An 18,613-nucleotide genomic window follows, 5' to 3' on the forward strand; every position below is an offset into this window, starting at 1 on the left:
AGCGGCGCTTCACGCCAGTGCACGCAGCGAATCGGCTTGCGACATGCCGGGCCCCTTGCTAGCCTGTTTCATACCGTCTGCAAGGAATGTGTTCATGAAAGCCGCGCTGCGTATCACCGTATTCCTGGTCGCTGCTCTGGTGGTGCTGTTCGGTGTGGTTGCGGCCTATCTGCTGCTGGTGTTCGATCCGAACGACTATCGCGATCGGATCGCGGCCGAGGTCCGCCAGCAGACCGGTCGGGAACTGGTCATCGCCGGTGACATCGGCCTGTCGGTGTTTCCATGGCTGGGCGTCGAAGTGGAGCGCCTGCGGCTCGGGGATGCGCCCGGTTTCGGCGACGAACCGTTTGCCAGCGTCGAGCGCGCCGAGCTGCGGGCACGTCTGCTGCCCCTGCTCGGGGGTGACATCGACGTCGATCGGGTGGTGCTGCATGGCCTCGCGCTCAGGCTGGTGCGCGATGCGGACGGGCGAGGCAACTGGGAGGATCTTGCCGGCGACGCGCAGCCGCAGGCGGCCCCGTCCGGCGATCGCCGGGACGGTCCCGACCTGCGTATCGGGGCGGCCGCGTTCGCGGTCGGCGAGGTCGAGATCGAGTCGGCGAGCGTGTCGCTGGACGACCGGCAGGCCGGGGTCAGACATGAGGTCAGCAACCTGAGTCTGCGTTCGGGCGAGATTCGTCCCGGCGTTGCGTTTCCGCTCGAGATTGGTCTGGATGTCGCGTCCAGCGCGCCCGATCTGCGTGGGCGCCTCGACCTGACGGGCAAGGTGTCGATCCGGCCCGAACCGGCCGCCGTGACGGTAGAGGGATTCACGCTGCGCTTGGCCGGTGTGGGCGACGCGCTTCCCGGCGGTCGGCTGGATGTGGCGGTCGGGGCGGATGTCGCGTTCGATGTCGCGGCGGGCAGCCTGCAGGTCAAGGATCTTTCCGTGGCCGCGCTCGGACTCGAGGCGACCGGCGCGTTGCGCGCGACCGGCCTCGCCGATGCGCGTCCGTCGGCGAATGGCACGATCGCGATCGCGACATTCAACCCGCGCGAGCTCTTGCGTGCGCTCGGACAGCCCGTGCCTGACATGGCCGACCCGAACGCGCTGACCCGCGCGGACCTGTGGTCCGACTTCACCGTCGACCCGACCAGTCTGGCACTGAGCGATCTGGCACTGCATCTGGACGACAGCACGCTGCAGGGCAGCGCCGGTCTGTCCGACCTCGCGACCCAGGCGATGCGCTTTGATCTGGCGCTGGACCGCATCGACCTCGATCGGTATCTGCCACCGGCGACCGGGGCGGGTTCGGCATCGGCGCCGGCAGTCGCGACCCCCGGGGCGGCCGCAGCCGCGGCGGGTCCGCCCGAGGCGCTGCGCGACCTGACGCTCGCGGGACGCCTGCGGGTCGGTACGCTGAAGCTCGCCGGGCTGCAACTGTCGGAACTCGACATCAACGCGAATGCGGCAGATGGCGTGATGCGGCTCGCCCCGCTCGGCGCATCGCTGTACCAGGGGCGGTATGCCGGCAACGTCGTGCTCGACGCGAGCGGTCGGCAGATGCGCCTGTCGCTCGACGAGTCGCTGACCGGCGTGCAGATCGGGCCCTTGCTGCGGGACCTCACCGGACAGAGCGAACGGCTGACCGGCCAGGCCAACCTGCGCGCACGACTGCAGGCGGTCGGCAACGATGGCGACGCGATGACGCGCAGTCTGGGCGGCAATGCGGAGTTCCGCTTCGCCGACGGGGCCGTCAAGGGTGTGAATGTGGCGCAGTACATGCGCGAGGCGGCGGCCCGCTTGCGTGGCCAGCCGGTGCCGGCCGAGTCGGGCCCGAGCCAGACCGACTTCACCGACATGGTCGGCACGGTGCAGATCGCCAACGGCGTCGCGCGCAACCAGGACTTGCTGGTCCGCTCGCCGCTGCTGCGCGTGGCCGGTGAAGGCAGCGTCGATCTGGGCAATCGACAGATCGATTACCGCATCCAGGCCAGCGTCGTCGGCACGCTTGCCGGTCAGGGCGGCGCGGATCTCGAGGCCTTGCGCGGTGTGACCGTTCCGATTCGCGTCACCGGCAGCTTCGACAGTCCGCAGTATCGACTGGACGTGGAGCGCCTGCTGGCCGAAGGCGCGAAGCAGCAGGCGCGCGATCGGATCGAGCAGCAGATACAGGACAGGGTGCCCGAGAACCTGCAGGAGAACCTGCGCCGCGGCCTGAGAGGGCTGATCAGGTAGGCGGGCGCAGCCCCGATATGTTCGCGATTATCGGGCGCTCGGATCCGGCTCGCGCGCCGGCGTGGGCGGCCGGGCCGGCCGCCGAGTGTTCAGGCCTCGACTTCCGGCAGCGCGACCTTGCCGTCCCGGCTGAACTGGTAGTCCTTGAACACGTGCTCGGCCGACAGCAACTGATAGTCGCCGTTGTCCTTGCGGTGCGTGGTGTCCTTCAGACGGTAGGTGTAGTGACCGCAGGTCCAGCAGTCGAAGTTGCGCATGTGGGTGCATAGACAGGTCTTGTCCATGACCCTGATCCGCTTCTCTTCCGGGTGCAGCGCCACCTCGTGGTTGTAGGCGTTGATGTAGGCGCAGTTTCCGTTGGCGTCGAGCAGATAACCATAGGCCTCGCAGTTCGGGCGGATGCCTGCGCCGATCGCCGGGCTGCTGGTGAGCATTCGCATCGGATAGCCGGTCGGCGATATGGTGTTGACCTCGATCTCGTCCTCGCTGGCCTTGAAGTAGTGCTGCTGCACGTCTTCCGGCAGACCGCACTCATGGGCGACCGTGAACCGGGTCGCGACCTGCACCGCCGCGGCGCCGTTCTGAATGTGATTGACCGCATCGGTGCCGGTGAACACGCCGCCGGCCGCGATCAGCGGAATGTCGAGCTCCTGGGTCTTCATCCAGTCGCGAATCTCGGCGACGATGGTGGCCAGATCGTATTGCGCCCAGTCCATGCCGAATCCGAGGTGGCCGCCGGCGAGCGGACCTTCGACCACGACATAGTCGGGCAGGCGGCCGGTGCGGGAGGACTTCTTCAAAAAGAGCTGCAGCGCCCGCAGCGACGACACGATGATGCCGAGCTTGGCATCATGAAAGCGCGGGTGATCCTCGATCAGCGCGAACGAACCGAGGTGCAGACCCGCCGCTAGCGTGATGCCGTCGATGCCGGCGTCCAGGGCCGAGCGAAGACGAACCCGGAGCGTGTCCTTGGGCCCGTTCATCGTCAGCTTCTCCATGCAGTTGATGAAGATCAGCCCGTCGCCCTGCTTGCGTTCCATCGTACGCCGCACGTGCGTTTCGGTGGCTTCGGCCAGCAGTGCGAGATCGAACTGCACTTCCGACTTGTCGGTGTTCGCGACGTTGTACTTGTAAAGCTTGAGTTTGTTGCGCACATACTTGGTGTCGTAGCGGCGGTCGCTGATCGTAGGGGCCATCGCGTCCGAGATGTGGCCGATACCGCCGAGGCGGGCCGCGACCAGCGACAGGTCGGCCGTCGAGATATCCACGCCCATGCCGCCGATGATGATCGGGACGTACTCACGGTTTCCGAGTTTCAGACGGAAGTCATCGACGCATTTCATAACTTGTCTTGTCCAGTTGGCTGCGTTGTCTCGTCGCAGTGGTCGGCAGAAGCGCCGCGGGGAGGGGCCGGAAGAAGGTCCGACACGCAACGGAATTCAACCACACCCGCCCGATAAATAAAACCGCGCCACGGGTGCGGAGATGCTCGCCGACACGACTCGATCAAACCCGACCTTTTAACACGAAAACAAAGGGGGAGCATCATGCTCCCCCTGCGACTTCGTCGTTTATTGACTCAGGTCAGCGAATCATGCCGGCGCCGACCGTGTTGTTGGTGCTCTCGTCGACCAGGATGAACGCCCCGGTCGCGCGGTTGGCCAGATACGGGTCGGCAAAGACCGGTTGCGCAAGCCTGATCGTGAGTTGCGCGATGTCGTTCGTGTCGAGCGAGCCGGCTTGCTCATGGTCGAGCGTGTTCAGGTTCAGCCGGAAGTCGATTTTCGCCACCTTGGCCTTGACTTCGCGGCTGGTGTGGCGCAGGAGATAGGTGCGCGCCAGCGACAGCGGCTGTTCCGACAGCCAGCACAAGGTCGCGGTCAGCTCCTTGCGGATAGCGGGCTGTTCGTCGCGCTTGACGATCATGTCGCCGCGCGAAACATCGATTTCGTCGGCCAGCAGCAGCGCCACCGACTGTTCATGGATCGCGCGCGGCTGCGCCAGACCGCCGATCTCGATGCGTCTGATGGTGCTGTTGCGCCCGGACGGCAGCACCGTGACCGCGTCACCGACCGCGATCTCGCCGGACTCTACCTGCCCCATGAAGCCGCGGTAGTCGTGCAGCTCGGGGTTGGCCGAATCCCGCGGACGGCAAACATACTGAACCGGGAAGCGGAAGTCTTCGGCCTGTTCGGTGTGCGCGGCCGGCGTGGTCTCGAGGACTTCGAGCAGCGTCGGGCCGGTATACCAGTCGAGCCGGTCGCCCCGATCGACGATCATGTCGCCGTTCAGTGCGGACATCGGGATGAAGCGCACATCCGGGATGCCGAGCTTGCGCGCGAATGCGCGATAGTCGGCGCAGATGCGCTCGAAGGTCGCCTGGTCGTGGTCGACCAGATCCATCTTGTTGACCGCGACCACCAGATGCGGAATGCCGACCAGATGGGCCAGGTAGGAGTGGCGCCGGGTCTGCGTCTGCACGCCGCGGCGTGCATCGACCAGTATGATCGCGAGGTTGGCGGTGGAGGCGGCGGTGACCATGTTGCGGGTGTACTGCTCGTGGCCGGGCGCGTCGGCGATGATGTACTTGCGCGTGCCGGTCGAGAAATAGCGGTAGGCCACGTCGATGGTGATGCCCTGCTCGCGCTCGGCTTGCAGACCGTCGGTCAGCAGCGACAGGTCCACCGCAGTCAGGCCGCGCTTCTTCGACGTGGTCTCGATCGCGCTGAGCGTGTCGGCCAGGATGGTCTTGCTGTCGAACAGCAGGCGGCCGATCAGCGTGCTCTTGCCGTCGTCGACGCTGCCGCAGGTCAGGAAGCGCAGCAGGCCGTTGTCGATGCCGGGAAGGTTTTCGGGTGCGGACATGATGATGGTTCCTGTGATGTTCAGAAGTAGCCTTCCTTCTTGCGCTGCTCCATCGACGCTTCCGAGGTCTGGTCGTCCATGCGGGTCGCACCGCGTTCGGTGATCGTCGTGGTCGCAGTCTCGAGCAGGATCTTGTCCACCGAATCGGCGTCGGACTCGACCGGGGCGGTGCAGGTGATGTCGCCGACGGTGCGGAAGCGCACCTGCACGTTCTCGACGATGTCCCCGTCCTTCGCCGGGGTCAGCTCGGTGACCGGCTGGAGCAGCCCGCCCTTGCGCACCACTGGCCGGACATGCGCGAAGTAGATGCTCGGCAGCTCCAGTTGCTCGCGCCGGATGTACTGCCACACGTCGAGCTCGGTCCAGTTGCTGATCGGGAAGGCGCGGATGTTCTCGCCCTTGTGGGTGCGCGCATTGAACAGGTTCCACAGTTCCGGACGCTGGTTCTTCGGGTCCCACTGGCCGAACTCGTCCCGGAAACTCATGATGCGTTCCTTGGCCCGCGCCTTCTCCTCGTCACGCCGGGCGCCGCCGATGCAGGCATCGAAGCCGAACTCCTCGATCGCCTCGAGCAGCGTGACCGACTGATGCTTGTTGCGAGACTCGCCCGGGTGCTTGAGCTGGACCGTGCCGCGCGCCATCGAATCCTCGACCGAGCGCACGATCAGGCGCTCGCCCAGCTCGGCGGCACGTTTGTCGCGGAACGCGATGACCTCGGCGTAATTGTGGCCGGTGTCGATGTGCATCAGCGGAAACGGGAAGCGCCCGGGACGGAAGGCCTTCTCGGCCAGACGCAGCAGGCAGATCGAGTCCTTGCCGCCCGAGAACAGCAGCACCGGATTGGCACACTGACCCGCGACTTCGCGCAGGATGTGGATCGCCTCGGCTTCGAGCCAGTCGAGATGGCTGAGGGTTTGTCTGGTCAGCGTGGACATGCTTATCTCGCGTTGCGTGAAGGGTATGATCTGAGTGCGCGCGCGGCGGCGCGCAGGCCGGCGCGAAGCGCATCGAGCTGGCGACGCAGCGTCATGCGAAAGCTTCCATCCGGGCCGTTCATGACGCGCTCCGGATCACATGCAGGCCGCATTCCTTGGACGCCGGATCCTCCCACCACCAGCGGCCGGCGCGCACATCCTCGCCGATCGCAACCGGTCGGGTGCAGGGCGCGCAACCTATGCTCGGGTAGAAGCGGTCGTGCAGCTTGTTGTAGGGCACGTCGAACAAGCGGATGTAGGCCCAGACGTCCTTCTCGCTCCACGCGGACAGCGGATTGAACTTCTCCAGGCCGTTGGCTTCGTCGAAGGCGCGCACCGGCAGGTCGGTTCGCGTGGCCGACTGCTGCGCACGCAAACCGGTCACCCAGGCGCGCTTGCCGGCCAGCGCGCGCTGCAGCGGCTCGACCTTGCGCGCATGGCAGCACGCCTTGCGCAGCTCGACCGAATCGTAGAAGCCGTTGATGCCGTGGTCGCGCGTGAAGCGCTCGACGCTGTCGTGATTCGGGTAGTAGAGCTTAAGCTTCAGGCCGTAGTGCCGCTGCACATCGGCCATCAGTGCATAGGTCTCCGGCGGCAGGCGCCCGGTGTCGAGCGAGAAGATCTCGATCGGGAGCAAATTCTTGAGGATCAGATCGGTCAGGACCATGTCCTCGGCGCCCAGGCTGTTGGCCAGGGCCGCCGGCTGGAAATCGCGCGCGATGTCGGCCAGCAGCGCCTCGGCGGCGGCCACCTTGCGGTCGAGTTCGATGCGCAGGGCCTTGTCGGCCAGATCGGGATTCATGTTCGGGTGCATGCCGTGCTCCGCTCGTTCAGGTTCAGGCCGCGCGGCGAACGCGCCGGAACAGCGGTGCGACCAGAGTGACCGAGGCCTGGTAGGGTTCGGTGAAGTCATTCAGGCTGGCGAGCGCGGCCTGCAGCTGGCTGGTCGAGTAGTGTCCGGCGGCCGGTTGCAGTGCGTCGAAGCCGCAGCGCGTCAGATAATTGAACTGATCCCGCAGCACCACGCCGATTGCGCGCAGTTCCCCGCGGTAGCCGTGGCGGCTGCGCAGCAGCGTCGCGCTCGAGTAACCGCGACCGTCCGCGAACTTCGGGAAGTGAATCGCGACGACGCCCAGACGATCCAGGTCCGGCGCGATCGTCGCCGGATCGTCGCTGCCGTCCAGCCACACGCCGATTTCGTCGCGTGCGGCGAGTTCGTCCCGGCGTTCGGACCATACCGCCAGCGGGACGATCAGCCTGCCCGCAGGCAGGCTGATCGTCGCGGCGGTCTGTCCCTCCGCGACGAAGACGATTTGCCAGTCGTCGTCGACGATCCGGCCATTCTTGATGAGCTCAGGCATTGGCGACCCTTCTTTGCGGTTGGCGGTCGGCATACACCCCTTGCTTGAAGGGCTCGATGCCGGTGCGACGCACGGTGTCGATGAAGCGCTCGTCCGCATGGCGGAGCGCGAGATAGGTGCGGATCAGCTGTTCGACCACGTCCGGCATCTCGGCGGCAGAGAACGACGGGCCGATGACCTTGCCGAGCGCGGTGTCGTTGCCCTGGGCGCCGCCGATCGAAACCTGGTACCACTCCTGGCCGTTCTTGTCGACGCCGAGGATGCCGACATGGCCGACATGGTGGTGGCCGCAGGCGTTCATGCAGCCGGAGATGTTGATCTCGATCTCGCCGATGTCGTGCAGGTAGTCGAGGTCGTCGAAGCGCGCCTGGATCGCGTTCGCAATCGGGATGGACTTGGCGTTGGCCAGATTGCAGAAGTCACCCCCCGGGCACGCGATGATGTCGGTCACGAGCCCGATGTTCGGGGTCGCGAGGCCCGCGTCGCGCGCCTTCTGCCACAGCGCGAACAGGTCCGCCTGGCGGACGTCGGCCAGCACCAGGTTCTGCTCGTGTGTGACGCGCAGCTCGCCGAGGCTGTATTCATCGGCCCAGTCCGCGACATGGTCCATCTGCTCGGCCGTGGTGTCGCCCGGTGCAACCAGCTTGTGCTTGGTCGACAGCGTCACGATCGCGTAACCCGGTCGCTTGTGGGCGCGCACGTTGCGCCCGACCCACGCCGCGAACGCCTTGTTCTCGGCCAGCTGCTTGCGGTGGCCGACGTCGTCGCTCGCAAGCGACGCGTAGTCGGGATCGACGAAGTGCGCGGACACCCGCTCGACCTCGGCCTCGGTCAGCGTGGACGGTCCGTTCTTCAGATGGACCCACTCGGACTCGACCTGCTCGCGAAAGGCGGCGATACCCAGCGACTTGACCAGGATCTTGATCCTGGCCTTGTACATGTTGTCGCGCCGGCCGAAGCGGTTGTAGACGCGCAGGATCGCCTCGCAGTAGGTCAGGATGTGCTGCCACGGTACGAACTCCGCGATCTGCTCGCCGACGATCGGTGTGCGCCCGAGCCCGCCACCGACCAGCACCCGAAAGCCGATGTGACCGTCTGCATCGCGCTTCAGATCCAGGCCGATGTCGTGCGCCTGGATGACGGCCCTGTCCTGTTCCGCGCCATTGACCGCGATCTTGAACTTGCGCGGCAGGTATGCGAATTCGGGGTGGAAGGTGCTCCACTGGCGCACGATCTCGCACCATGGACGCGGGTCGATCAGTTCGTCCCCGGCCACACCTGCGAGCGGGTCGGATGTGATGTTGCGGATGCAGTTGCCCGAGGTCTGGATGGCGTGCATCTCGACCGTGGCCAGTTCGGCGAGGATCTCCGGTACCTGCTCGAGGGCCGGCCAGTTGAACTGCACGTTCTGACGGGTCGTGAAGTGCGCGTAGCCCCGGTCGTAGGTGCGGGCGATGGCGGCGAGCTTGCGCAGCTGGCGACTGGACAGCAGGCCGTATGGGATCGCGACCCGCAGCATCGGCGCATGACGCTGGATGTACAGCCCGTTTTGCAGTCGCAGCGGACGGAACTCGTCCTCCGACAGTTCGCCTGCGAGGTAGCGACGGGTCTGGTCCCGGAACTGCGCCACCCGCTGATCGACGAGCCGCTGGTCATATTCATCGTACTGGTACATCGTGCTCTCCGTTGGCCGGTCGTGCATGCGTCGGCTTTTTTGTCATGGTCGAATGCTAAAGGGACTGTTTAGGGTTCGGAAGCTCGACTGGGTTAAACTCTAATAACATCAAGTTATATAAAGCCGGATTTTGCATGCTGCGCATGGATCCGGGGGCGGTCACGCATCGGGGGGGACATGAATCTTCAGCAATTGCGCTATGTGCTCGAGGTGGCACGCAACAATCTGAACGTGTCGGAGGCGGCCGAGGCGTTGTTCACGTCACAGCCGGGCGTCTCCAAGCAGATCCGGCAGCTGGAGACGGAACTCGGGGTCGACGTCTTCGTGCGGCACGGCAAGCGTCTGGTCGGCGTGACCGAACCGGGGCGCCATGTGCTGCTGATCGCCGAACGCATGTTGCGCGACATCGACAGCCTCAAGCAGGTCGGCGACGAGTTCAGCAACGAAGCCGAAGGCAGCCTGTCCATCGCGACCACGCACACGCAGGCGCGATATGTGCTGCCGCGGGTCGTTCGAGACTTCCTGCAGCGCTACCCGCGGGTCAGCCTGTCGTTGCATCAGGGTAACCCGCGTCAGGTGTGCGAGATGACGCTCGCGGGCGAGGCCGACATCGCGATCGCCACCGAAGCGATCGACGAGTACGACGAACTTGTGATGCTGCCGTGTTACCAGTGGAATCGCTGCATCGTCGCGACGCCGCGCCATCCCATCCTGCAGGCCCAGCCGCTGACGCTGGAACAGATCGCGCGCTATCCGCTGATCACCTATGACGACGCATTCACCGGCCGCAGCCTGATCAACAAGGCCTTTCTCGGCCGGGGGCTGCGGCCCAAAGTTGTGTTGACCGCGATCGACTCGGACATCATCAAGACCTATGTCGCGATGGATCTGGGTATCGGGATCCTGGCGCGCATGGCCTTCGATCCGGCCGAGGACAGGAAGCTCGGCATGGTCGATGCGGCCCATCTGTTCGAATCGAGCACGACCCGGATCGGCCTGCGGCGCAACGCCTACCTGCGCGGCTACATCTTCAGCTTCATCGAGTTGTTCGCGCCGCACCTGACCCGCCACAGCGTCGAGACCGCGCTGGCCGGTCGCGGCGGCGACGATTACCAGTTGTAGGGTGCGGTGGCAGGTTTCAGCGCCAGCCCGTCGTTACCGCATCCAGAAACGCATCCGGGTCGAAGGCCGGATCTGCGTCCTGGGCCGCGAGCGCGATGATCAGCGCCACCCGTACGGCGGCCGGCGACAGGCGGCCGGCCGGTCGAGTGCCGGTTCGCTCGTCCAGCGCCCCGCGCGACACGTCGCCTTCGCCGCAACGGGATGCGCGCAGCACCGGCACGCCCAGACCCACGATCGCAGCGATATCGTCGAGCCAGACGTCGGCCGCGCTGCCACCGCCGGGCAGCGCGAGGACGATGCCGCGCGCCCCGCTGGCGACCGAGGCGTGCAGCAGATCAGGCGGGCTGCCGGCGCCGGCATACAGCACATCGATCCGGGGCAGCGTTGCGTCGAAGTTCACGCGAGGGATGGGCAGGCAGCGGCCGGCGGGCGCCATGAAGTAGGCGATGTCCGGCCGCGTGCATCCGATCGCGCCGCCGATGCCTTCGAAGGCGTCCAGATGACCGGTGTGACGTTTGCGCACGCCGAGCCCGCGATAGATGTGCTCGGCGAAGCACACGAGCACGCCGCGTCCCGCGCTGTCCGGACAGACGGCGGTGCGTACCGCGTCGTAGAGGTTCATGGGTCCGTCGGTCGAGAGCGCGGTGCCCGGTCGCATCGCGCCGGTCATCACGACCGGTTTTGTCGTGTCCAGCATCAGATCCAGCCAGGTCGCGGTCTCCTCCATGGTGTCGGTGCCATGCGTGATCACCAGCGCGTCGATGGCCGGGTCCGCCAGGGAGGTCCGTGCGTGGGCGAGCAGTTGCAGCCAGTGCGCCGGCGTCATGTCCTTGCTGTCGATGTTGAACGGCTGCCCGGCGTGAACCCTGGCGAGCGCGCCGATCTGTGGGACCGCTGCCAGCAACGCGTCGGCACCGACGCCGCCGACCGCATAGCCGGACACCGCAGTGGCCGAAGCGGCCGAACCGGCGATCGTGCCGCCGGTCGCGATCAGTCTGATTTGGGGAAGATAAGTGCTCATTGGAAGGGATTGTCGTTCGGGTTTAGGAACAGGGCGCGCATCGTCTCCGACAGCGGATAGTTGAGGTTGAGGCCGCTCGGCGGCAGCGGACTCATGAACCACTTGCGATAGATGCGTTCCGCCTCGCCCGATGTCATGACCCTCGCTAGCGTGGCATCGACCAGGCGTTTGAACGCGAGATCACCGCGACGCATCATGCAGCCGTAGGCCTCGTAGGACTGCGGCGTGCCGGTGACGATCCACTGCTCGGGCGATGCGGCCTTGGCCAGCTCGCCGTATAGCAGCGCGTCGTCCATCATGAAGGCTTCGGCTTCGTCACGTTCGAGCATCATGAAACTCTCGCGATGGTCCGGGGCGGTCACGATTTCGATGCCGCCTTGCTGGCGCTCGTTCATGGCGCTTAGCAGCTTCTCGGATGTCGTGCCGGCGGTCGTCACGACGGTGCGTCCGGGCAGGTCGGCGAAATCGTGGATGCCGGAGTCGCGGCGGGTCAGCATGCGCGTGCCGACGATGAAGAAGGTGTTCGAGAAGGAGACCTGCCGCGCGCGCTGCGAGTTGTGCGTGGTCGAGCCGCATTCCAGATCGATATCGCCGCGCCGGATCATGTCGATCCGGGTCTCCGGCGTGACCGGCACCAGGCGCAGGACCAGCAGGGGTTCGTCCAGATGTCGCCGCACCGCATCGACGATCTTCAGCGCCAGTTCGTGCGAGTACCCGATCACCTGCCCCTTGTCGTCGTAATACGCGAACGGGACCGAGGATTCGCGATGTCCGAGCGTGATGGTGCCGCGTTCCTTGATCCGCTGTAGCGTATCGGTGCTCGCAAGCTGCGCCCCGGCAGGCAGCGCGGCGGCCGCGAGCCAGATTGTGATCACGGCGAGCCAGCCCTTGCGCCGGCCCGATCCCGGGGGAGTCATCATGGGGGGTCGCCCTGTCATCCGTTTCGAGGCGCGGTCGTCGCCTGATGGGCTCTACTGCACGCTGTCCGGATTCTAGCGCCGCCGGCGCCGCCGTGCTCGTCGTTCGTGAGCTTGTTTCACGGGTTCTGATGTCCGCCGTGACATGCTGCCCGCCACCGGCTACACCCCGGCAGCCTCGGCACGGTCTGCGCCTGGCTCAGGCCTGCTCGGCCTCCTGCTGCTGCAGCGCCCACATCCGCGCGTAATCGCCGCCCTTGAGCAGCAGCATGCCGTGGGTGCCGCGCTCCACGACGCGCCCTTGGTCGAGCACGATGATCTCGTCGGCATTCATGATCGTCGACAGCCGGTGCGCGATCACCATCGCGGTCCGCCCTTCGGCGGCGCGGTCCATCTGCGCCTGGATCGCCTTCTCGGTCTTGGAGTCCAGCGCCGATGTGGCCTCGTCGAAGATCAGGATGGCCGGATTCTTCAGCAGCGCACGCGCGATCGCGACCCGCTGTTTCTCGCCGCCGGAGAGCTTGAGGCCGCGCTCGCCGACCCGGGTCTCGAATCCGTCGGGCAACCGCGCGATGAAATCGGTCAGCTGCGCCGCGGTCGCTGCCGCCACCACCTCTTCGCGGGTCGCATCCGGCCGTCCGTACTGGATGTTGTAGAACAGCGTGTCGTTGAACAGCACGGTGTCCTGCGGCACGATGCCTATCGCGGCGCGCAGGCTGTGCTGCGTCAGCGCTCGCAGGTCGTGCCCGTTGATCCGGATCGCGCCGCCCTGAACGTCATAGAAGCGGTACAGCAACCGCGCCAGCGTCGACTTGCCGGAACCGGAGTGCCCGACGATCGCGACCGTGCGGCCGGCCGGGATCTCGAAATCGACATCGAACAGGATCGGACGCTTGGCATCGTAGGCGAAGCTCACCGATTCGAAGCGGACCGACGCAGGGCCCGCGGGCAGCGTCAGCGCATCCGGCGCGTCCGCGATCTCCTTGTTCTGGTGCATCAGCCCGAACATGCGCTCGATGTCGGTCAGCGCCTGGCGCAGTTCGCGATAGATCACGCCGAGGAAATTCAGCGGGATGTAGAGCTGGATCAGGAAGGCGTTGACCAGCACGATGTCGCCTATGGTCATCTCGCCGGTCGCGACCCGGTCGGCGGCCTGCCACATCATCAGCGTCACGCCGATGGACACGATGATGGCCTGGCCGATGTTCAGCCCGGACAGCGAGAACTGGTTCTTCAGCTGCGCCTGCGTCCATTTGTCGATCTGCTCGTCGTAGCGGCGCGCCTCGTACTCCTCGTTGTTGAAGTACTTGACCGTTTCGAAGTTGAGCAGGCTGTCGATCGCGCGCGCGTTCGCGGCCGAATCGAGTTCGTTGGCGTGGCGTCTGAGCGCGGTGCGCCAGTTGGTGACCTTGATCGTGAACACGATGTAGATGCTCAGCGTGACCACGGTGATGATCGCGAAGATCGCGTCATAGCGCAGCAGCAGGATGCCGATGACCAGCCCGATCTCGACCAGCGTCGGCAGAATCGAGTACAGCGTGTAGCTGATCAGCGAATTGATCGAGCGGGTGCCGCGCTCGATGTCGCGCGTCAGGCCGCCGGTCTGCCGTTCCAGATGGAAGCGCAGGCTCAGCGCGTGCAGGTGCCGGAACACCTGCAGCGAGATGCGCCGCACCGCCTGCTGCGTGACCCGCGCGAACACGATCTCGCGCAACTCGGTCAGCAGCGAGTTCGAGAAGCGCAGCACGCCGTAGGCCAGCAGCAGCGCCGCCGGCACGACGATGAAGGCCTGCTGCGGCGTGATCGTCAGCGCGTCGATGAGCTCCTTGAACACCAGCGGCACCGCGACGTTCGCGCCCTTTGCGGCGAGCAGGCACAGCAGCGCGAACAGCACGCGGCCCTTGTAGGCCCACAGGTACGGGATCAGGCTTCTGAGGGTTTGCCAGTCACGGCGTTCGGTGGGTTCGGGGCCGGGCAGGGCCGTGGCGGGTGCGCGTCTCATGCAGCGATTCTACCGGTCAGCGACCGGAATCCGGCCACAATAGATGGACTGCGAGCGCGATGAAGATCAGGCCGGCCAGGCGGTCCAGCCATGGACCGAGTCTGGGCCGTCTGTTCAGCAACTGACCGATGCTGCCCGCCGCATACGCGATCGAGCCGAACACGATGACGGTCTGCAGCGCAAACACGCCCCCCAGGGCCACCATCTGCGCACCGATTGGACCGGCGTCCGGCCGGACGAACTGCGGCAGGAAGGCCATGAAGAACAGGGCCACCTTGGGATTGACCGCATTGGCGATGAAGCCGCGGATCACATAGCGAAACCACGGCAGCGGCGTCGAACGGGTGACACCCTGCACGCCAACGCTTCCGCTGCGCAGGGCCTGTACGCCGAGCCAGGTGAGATAGGCCGCCCCGGCGAGCTTGAGGGCGAAGAACGCGTTGGGCGAGGCCAGCAGCACTGCGCTGACCCCGAGGGTGGCCCACAGCGTGTGGGTGAAACAGCCGAGCGCGCAGCCGAGCGCCAGTCCGAAGCCGGCCAGGCGCCCGCGCGCCAGGCTCTGCCCCAGCACCATCAGATTGTCCGGCCCCGGGGCGAGCGTGACCACCACCGACACGGCGAGAAAACTCAGCAGGACATCGAATGGCGGCATGGTGTGGGGGAATCGTCCCGATATGCGCGACCGCGCGGCGTGGTCGACAGCGAGCGCGAATTGTCGCGGGAGTGTTGATCGAGGTCAAACCGTAGGGCATGGATTCGACGCACCATCGGCATGTTCGACGCGACCGCTTGACTTGCATGGAGGAACTCGTAATATTCAAACAAACGTTTGAATCAGGACTGTAGACCCGCGATCGAGTCGATGTCTTCCGAACGTGCCGCACTGCGGCCCGCGCGGACGAAGGGCCCGGATCGGGTGTCTCGCACGACCATTCAGCATCGCCGAAAGAAGAATCAGCCGGAGCGGCCCGGCCTACATGGAGGAGACTCGATGTCACGGAGAAACCGTTTCTTCGCGGCGCCGGCATGCCGTTTCGGCACGCTCGCCGCAACCGTCGCGCTGGCGTTCGGGGGAGGAGCGCCGGTTCATGCATTCGAATTTTCGAGTGCGAGTGGCGAACTGACCGGCAGCTTCGACACGACGCTGTCGATCGGCGGATTGTGGCGCATGCAGGATCGCGAGAAATCGCTGATCAGCATCGCCAACGGCGGCACCTCGCGCGACCCCAACTCCGACGACGGCAACCTCAATTACGACAAGCGCGACCTGGTCTCGCTCGCGTTCAAGGCCACCCACGACCTCGAACTCAACTACCGCAACTTCGGCGCGTTCGTGCGCGCGTCGTATTTCTACGACAACGCGATCCGAAAAAAGGATGAACTGAGCTCCAGGGTGCGCGACGAGGTCGGGCGCGATGCGGAGATCCTGGACGCCTATGTGCGCGGGCGTTTCGACGTCGCCGGTCGGGACCTGAACATGCGTGCCGGCAAGCAGGTCGTGAGCTGGGGCGAGAGCACCTTCATCCGGAACGGTATCAACATCCTGAACCCGATCAACGTCAGCCGCCTGCGCATCCCGGGTTCGGAGCTGCGCGAGGGACTGATGCCGATTCCGATGGTTTGGGCTTCGCAGGAACTGACCGACAACATCTCGCTCGAAGCGGTGTGGATGGCGCAGTGGAAGGAGACCAAGATCGATCCGGTCGGAACCTTCCTCAGCACCAACGATTTCGTCGCGGTCGGCGGCCGCAATGCCTACACCGGGTTCGGGCGGCGCAACGATGCCGACGTGGCCTTGTCTGCCCCGTTCTTCGGTGCGTTTCCGGCCGATCCGACAGGCGCGCTGATCGCACCGCGTTCGGCCGACCGGGAGCCGGGCAACGGTGGCGAATATGGCATCGCCATGCGCATGCTGCTGCCGGAACTGAACTTCACCGAGATCGGCGTCTATCACGTGAACTACCACAGCCGCACGCCCTATGTGTCTGGCGTTCGGGGCGGCATCACGGCACCGGCGACGATTGCGGGGCCGCTGCCCCCCGGTGCAGGCGGTGCGCTCGCTGCCGCCGGACTGCCTGTCGCGGCTGCGGTCCCGGGCTGTACCGCGGTGGACATCCCGACCTTCGGCGCGCTGCACAGCGCCGGCAACATCGGCGCCCTTGCCGGGGTGCTCGGCGGCAACATCGCCCTTGCCACGCAGTTGTCCGCACTGAACGCGACCAACGCCGCCTGTGGCGCGTCGGTGGCCAGAGGTGGGCCGGGCAGCTATTTCATCGACTACCCGAAGAACATCAAGCTCTACGGCCTCAGCTTCAATACCTTGGGCCCGGCCGGCATCGCGCTGCAGGGCGAGTACTCCTACCGCTCCAACCAGCCGCTGCAGCTGCCGTCAGCCGAACTGCTCGGCGCGGCGCTCGGCATCGGCAACCAGCTGACCGGGACCGATCCGCGGCAGGCCGCGGCGGTGCCCTACGGCGCCGAGATCAAGGGCTATCGTCGCGTGAAGATGCACCAGATCCAGATGACCGCGACCAAGGCGGTGCCGCAGGTGCTGGGCGCCGATCAGATGGTCATGGTCGGCGAGGTCGGTTACACGCGGCTCGATCTGCCGTCCGATCTGAAGTTTGCGGCACCGGGCTGCCATCTGCCGCAGCCGGGTTCATCGACGGCGGCTTCCTTCGGCTCCACCAGCACCGGCTGCTTCACGACGCGCAGTTCCTGGGGTTATCGGCTGCTGGCGCGCGCGGACTATGCCAATGCGCTCGGGGCTGCGACGCTGTCGCCGCGCATCGCGTTCGTGCATGACGTGAATGGCCGCAGTCCGACCTTCAACGAGGACGCCAAGGCGGTCACCCTCGGGCTGGGCATCAACTACCAGCAGAAGTGGCAGGCGGACATCGCCTACACGTCGTTCTTCGGCGGCAAGAAGATCAGCGGCACGGATCCCGCTCAGGTTCCGGCCGGACAGCCCCAGACCTACGCCAGCCATACCAACCCGCTCGTCGATCGCGACTTCCTGTCGGTCAGCGTCAGCTATTCGTTCTGAGCCAGTACAAGGCATTCAGGAGACTTCGGACATGCGCAACACAATCTCGATTCTCGGCTTGGCAGTGACGTTCGCGTTCGCGACCCCAGGCGCGCTGGCGCAGGTTTCGGCCGCCGAGGCCACGCGGCTGGGGCAGGACCTCACCCCGATGGGCGCCGAGCGTGCCGGCAACGCCGCCGGCACGATCCCGGCATGGGACGGCGGCTTCGCCAGCGCCCCCGCCGGCCACGTGGCGGGCGGTCACTATGCCGATCCGTTCGCCGACGACCGGCCGCTGTTCACGATCGATGCGTCCAACCTGGCCCAGTACCGTGAGCAACTCACGCCCGGCCAGATCGCGATGCTGGAGACCTATCCGAGCTGGAGGATGAACGTCTATCCGACCCGTCGTAGCGCCGCGTTCCCGCAGGCGCACTATGAGCAGACGGTGGCCAATGCGACACGCGCGTCGCTGGCCGCGGACGGCAACGGCGTCATCGGCACGACCGGCGGCATCCCCTTCCCGATTCCGCAGAGCGGTGCCGAGGCGATCTGGAACCACCTGACCCGTTATCGAGGCGAAGCCTATGCGATGAACTGGAGTCAGGCGGCTGTGACCCGCTCGGGCAGCTATACGCCGGTGCGCTTCGAGTACGAGTACGACTTCCATTACGGCAGTCTCGGCAAGGCCGCGGATCAGATCGAACCGGACAAGCTGTTCAATTTCCTGCAGACGGTGACCGCGCCGGCGCGCCTGGCCGGTCAGATCCTGCTGGTGCATGAAATGTTCGGCACGCGCCAGGCCTGGACCTACAACCCGGGCCAGCGCCGGGTGCGGCTCGCGCCCAACGTCGAGTTCGACAACCCGGGGACCGCCGCCGACGGCCTGCGCACCAACGACGACTTCGACATGTACAACGGTTCGATCGAGCGCTACGACTGGACGCTGGTCGGCAAGCGCGAGATCTACGTGCCCTACAACTCATACAGGCTGGTGGGCAACAAGATCACCATGGCCGATGTGTTGCAGCCGGGACATGTCAATCCGGACCACGCCCGCTACGAGCTGCACCGGGTGTGGGTCGTCGATGCAACGCTGAAGGACGGAACCAGCCACATCTACAAGCGGCGCACCTTCTACCTCGACGAGGACTCCTGGTCGGTGCTGGTGATCGACAAGTACGACGCACGCGATCAGCTGTGGCGCGTGGCGGAACTGCACAGCATCGTGTGGTTCGACATCCCGATGTTGTACCCGAATCTCGAGGTGCACCACGACCTGCAGTCCGGCCGTTACATCGCGATGGGCCTGCGTAACGACGAGCCCCGCATCCACGACCCGATCGACGCCCGGCCGGCACGGTTCACGCCGTCCGGTCTGCGCCGAGTCGGGACGCGCTGATGCGCATGCTCCGCGTTGCGGGTGCGTCATC

General features: G+C 65.9%; 14 protein-coding genes. 4 read left to right on the top strand and 10 right to left on the bottom strand.

From position 1 onward, the window contains the following. Window positions 1-94: 94 nt before the first annotated feature. A complete protein-coding gene (locus ACKVEX_RS10175) occupies window positions 95-2,218 on the top strand; it encodes an AsmA family protein (protein ID WP_473215614.1) in 2,124 nt (707 codons plus the stop codon). 89 nt (window positions 2,219-2,307) lie between these two features. Here the strand turns inward: ACKVEX_RS10175 and ACKVEX_RS10180 are convergent, their stop codons facing one another. The 6 genes from ACKVEX_RS10180 to ACKVEX_RS10205 form a co-directional block, all read right to left on the bottom strand. Next, on the bottom strand, window positions 2,308-3,561 hold the full coding sequence (locus ACKVEX_RS10180; RefSeq protein ID WP_473215615.1) for a nitronate monooxygenase: 1,254 nt from the start codon (window positions 3,559-3,561) through the stop codon (window positions 2,308-2,310). A gap of 241 nt (window positions 3,562-3,802) precedes the next feature. Further along, complete coding sequence (locus ACKVEX_RS10185) at window positions 3,803-5,083, bottom strand: sulfate adenylyltransferase subunit 1 (protein ID WP_473215616.1); 1,281 nt, start codon at window positions 5,081-5,083, stop codon at window positions 3,803-3,805. Window positions 5,084-5,103: 20 nt separating this feature from the next. Continuing rightward, window positions 5,104-6,018: a sulfate adenylyltransferase subunit CysD gene (gene cysD / locus ACKVEX_RS10190; protein ID WP_473215617.1), complete on the bottom strand. Its 915-nt coding sequence runs from the start codon at window positions 6,016-6,018 to the stop codon at window positions 5,104-5,106. 118 nt (window positions 6,019-6,136) lie between these two features. Next, on the bottom strand, window positions 6,137-6,871 hold the full coding sequence (locus tag ACKVEX_RS10195; protein ID WP_473215618.1) for a phosphoadenylyl-sulfate reductase: 735 nt from the start codon (window positions 6,869-6,871) through the stop codon (window positions 6,137-6,139). Window positions 6,872-6,893: 22 nt separating this feature from the next. Further along, entirely contained in the window at window positions 6,894-7,418 is a 525-nt protein-coding gene (locus ACKVEX_RS10200; RefSeq protein ID WP_473215619.1) for a DUF934 domain-containing protein, read from the bottom strand. Next, complete coding sequence (locus ACKVEX_RS10205) at window positions 7,411-9,093, bottom strand: nitrite/sulfite reductase (RefSeq protein WP_473215620.1); 1,683 nt, start codon at window positions 9,091-9,093, stop codon at window positions 7,411-7,413. The genes ACKVEX_RS10200 and ACKVEX_RS10205 overlap by 8 nt, the downstream gene beginning before the upstream one ends. Window positions 9,094-9,270: 177 nt before the next feature. Between ACKVEX_RS10205 and cysB the strand changes: the two genes are divergently transcribed. Beyond that, complete coding sequence (gene cysB / locus ACKVEX_RS10210; RefSeq protein ID WP_473215621.1) at window positions 9,271-10,215, top strand: HTH-type transcriptional regulator CysB; 945 nt, start codon at window positions 9,271-9,273, stop codon at window positions 10,213-10,215. 16 nt (window positions 10,216-10,231) lie between these two features. Here cysB and ACKVEX_RS10215 read toward each other — a convergent pair whose 3' ends face one another. The 4 genes from ACKVEX_RS10215 to ACKVEX_RS10230 all read right to left on the bottom strand — a co-directional run bounded on the left by ACKVEX_RS10215 (window position 10,232) and on the right by ACKVEX_RS10230 (window position 14,807). After that, window positions 10,232-11,236, bottom strand: coding sequence for an asparaginase (locus ACKVEX_RS10215; protein ID WP_473215622.1), 1,005 nt, complete (start codon window positions 11,234-11,236; stop codon window positions 10,232-10,234). Beyond that, complete coding sequence (locus ACKVEX_RS10220; protein ID WP_473215623.1) at window positions 11,233-12,156, bottom strand: transporter substrate-binding domain-containing protein; 924 nt, start codon at window positions 12,154-12,156, stop codon at window positions 11,233-11,235. Before ACKVEX_RS10220 ends, ACKVEX_RS10215 begins: the two co-directional genes overlap by 4 nt. Window positions 12,157-12,352: 196 nt before the next feature. Beyond that, window positions 12,353-14,155 (bottom strand): ABCB family ABC transporter ATP-binding protein/permease, encoded by a 1,803-nt coding sequence (locus ACKVEX_RS10225; protein WP_473215624.1) that lies wholly within the window; start codon window positions 14,153-14,155, stop codon window positions 12,353-12,355. Window positions 14,156-14,171: 16 nt separating this feature from the next. Next, window positions 14,172-14,807, bottom strand: a complete 636-nt coding sequence (locus ACKVEX_RS10230; RefSeq protein WP_473215625.1) for a LysE family translocator — start codon at window positions 14,805-14,807, stop codon at window positions 14,172-14,174. Between the two features lie 339 nt (window positions 14,808-15,146). Between ACKVEX_RS10230 and ACKVEX_RS10235 the strand changes: the two genes are divergently transcribed. Both ACKVEX_RS10235 and ACKVEX_RS10240 read left to right on the top strand, forming a co-directional pair. After that, a complete protein-coding gene (locus ACKVEX_RS10235) occupies window positions 15,147-17,201 on the top strand; it encodes a DUF1302 domain-containing protein (protein ID WP_473215626.1) in 2,055 nt (684 codons plus the stop codon). 31 nt (window positions 17,202-17,232) lie between these two features. Then, entirely contained in the window at window positions 17,233-18,582 is a 1,350-nt protein-coding gene (locus tag ACKVEX_RS10240; protein ID WP_473215627.1) for a DUF1329 domain-containing protein, read from the top strand. Window positions 18,583-18,613 lie beyond the last annotated feature (31 nt).

The sequence above is a fragment of the Denitraticella aggregata genome (genome assembly GCF_048158365.1).
Taxonomy (GTDB): domain Bacteria; phylum Pseudomonadota; class Gammaproteobacteria; order Burkholderiales; family Rhodocyclaceae; genus Azoarcus_F.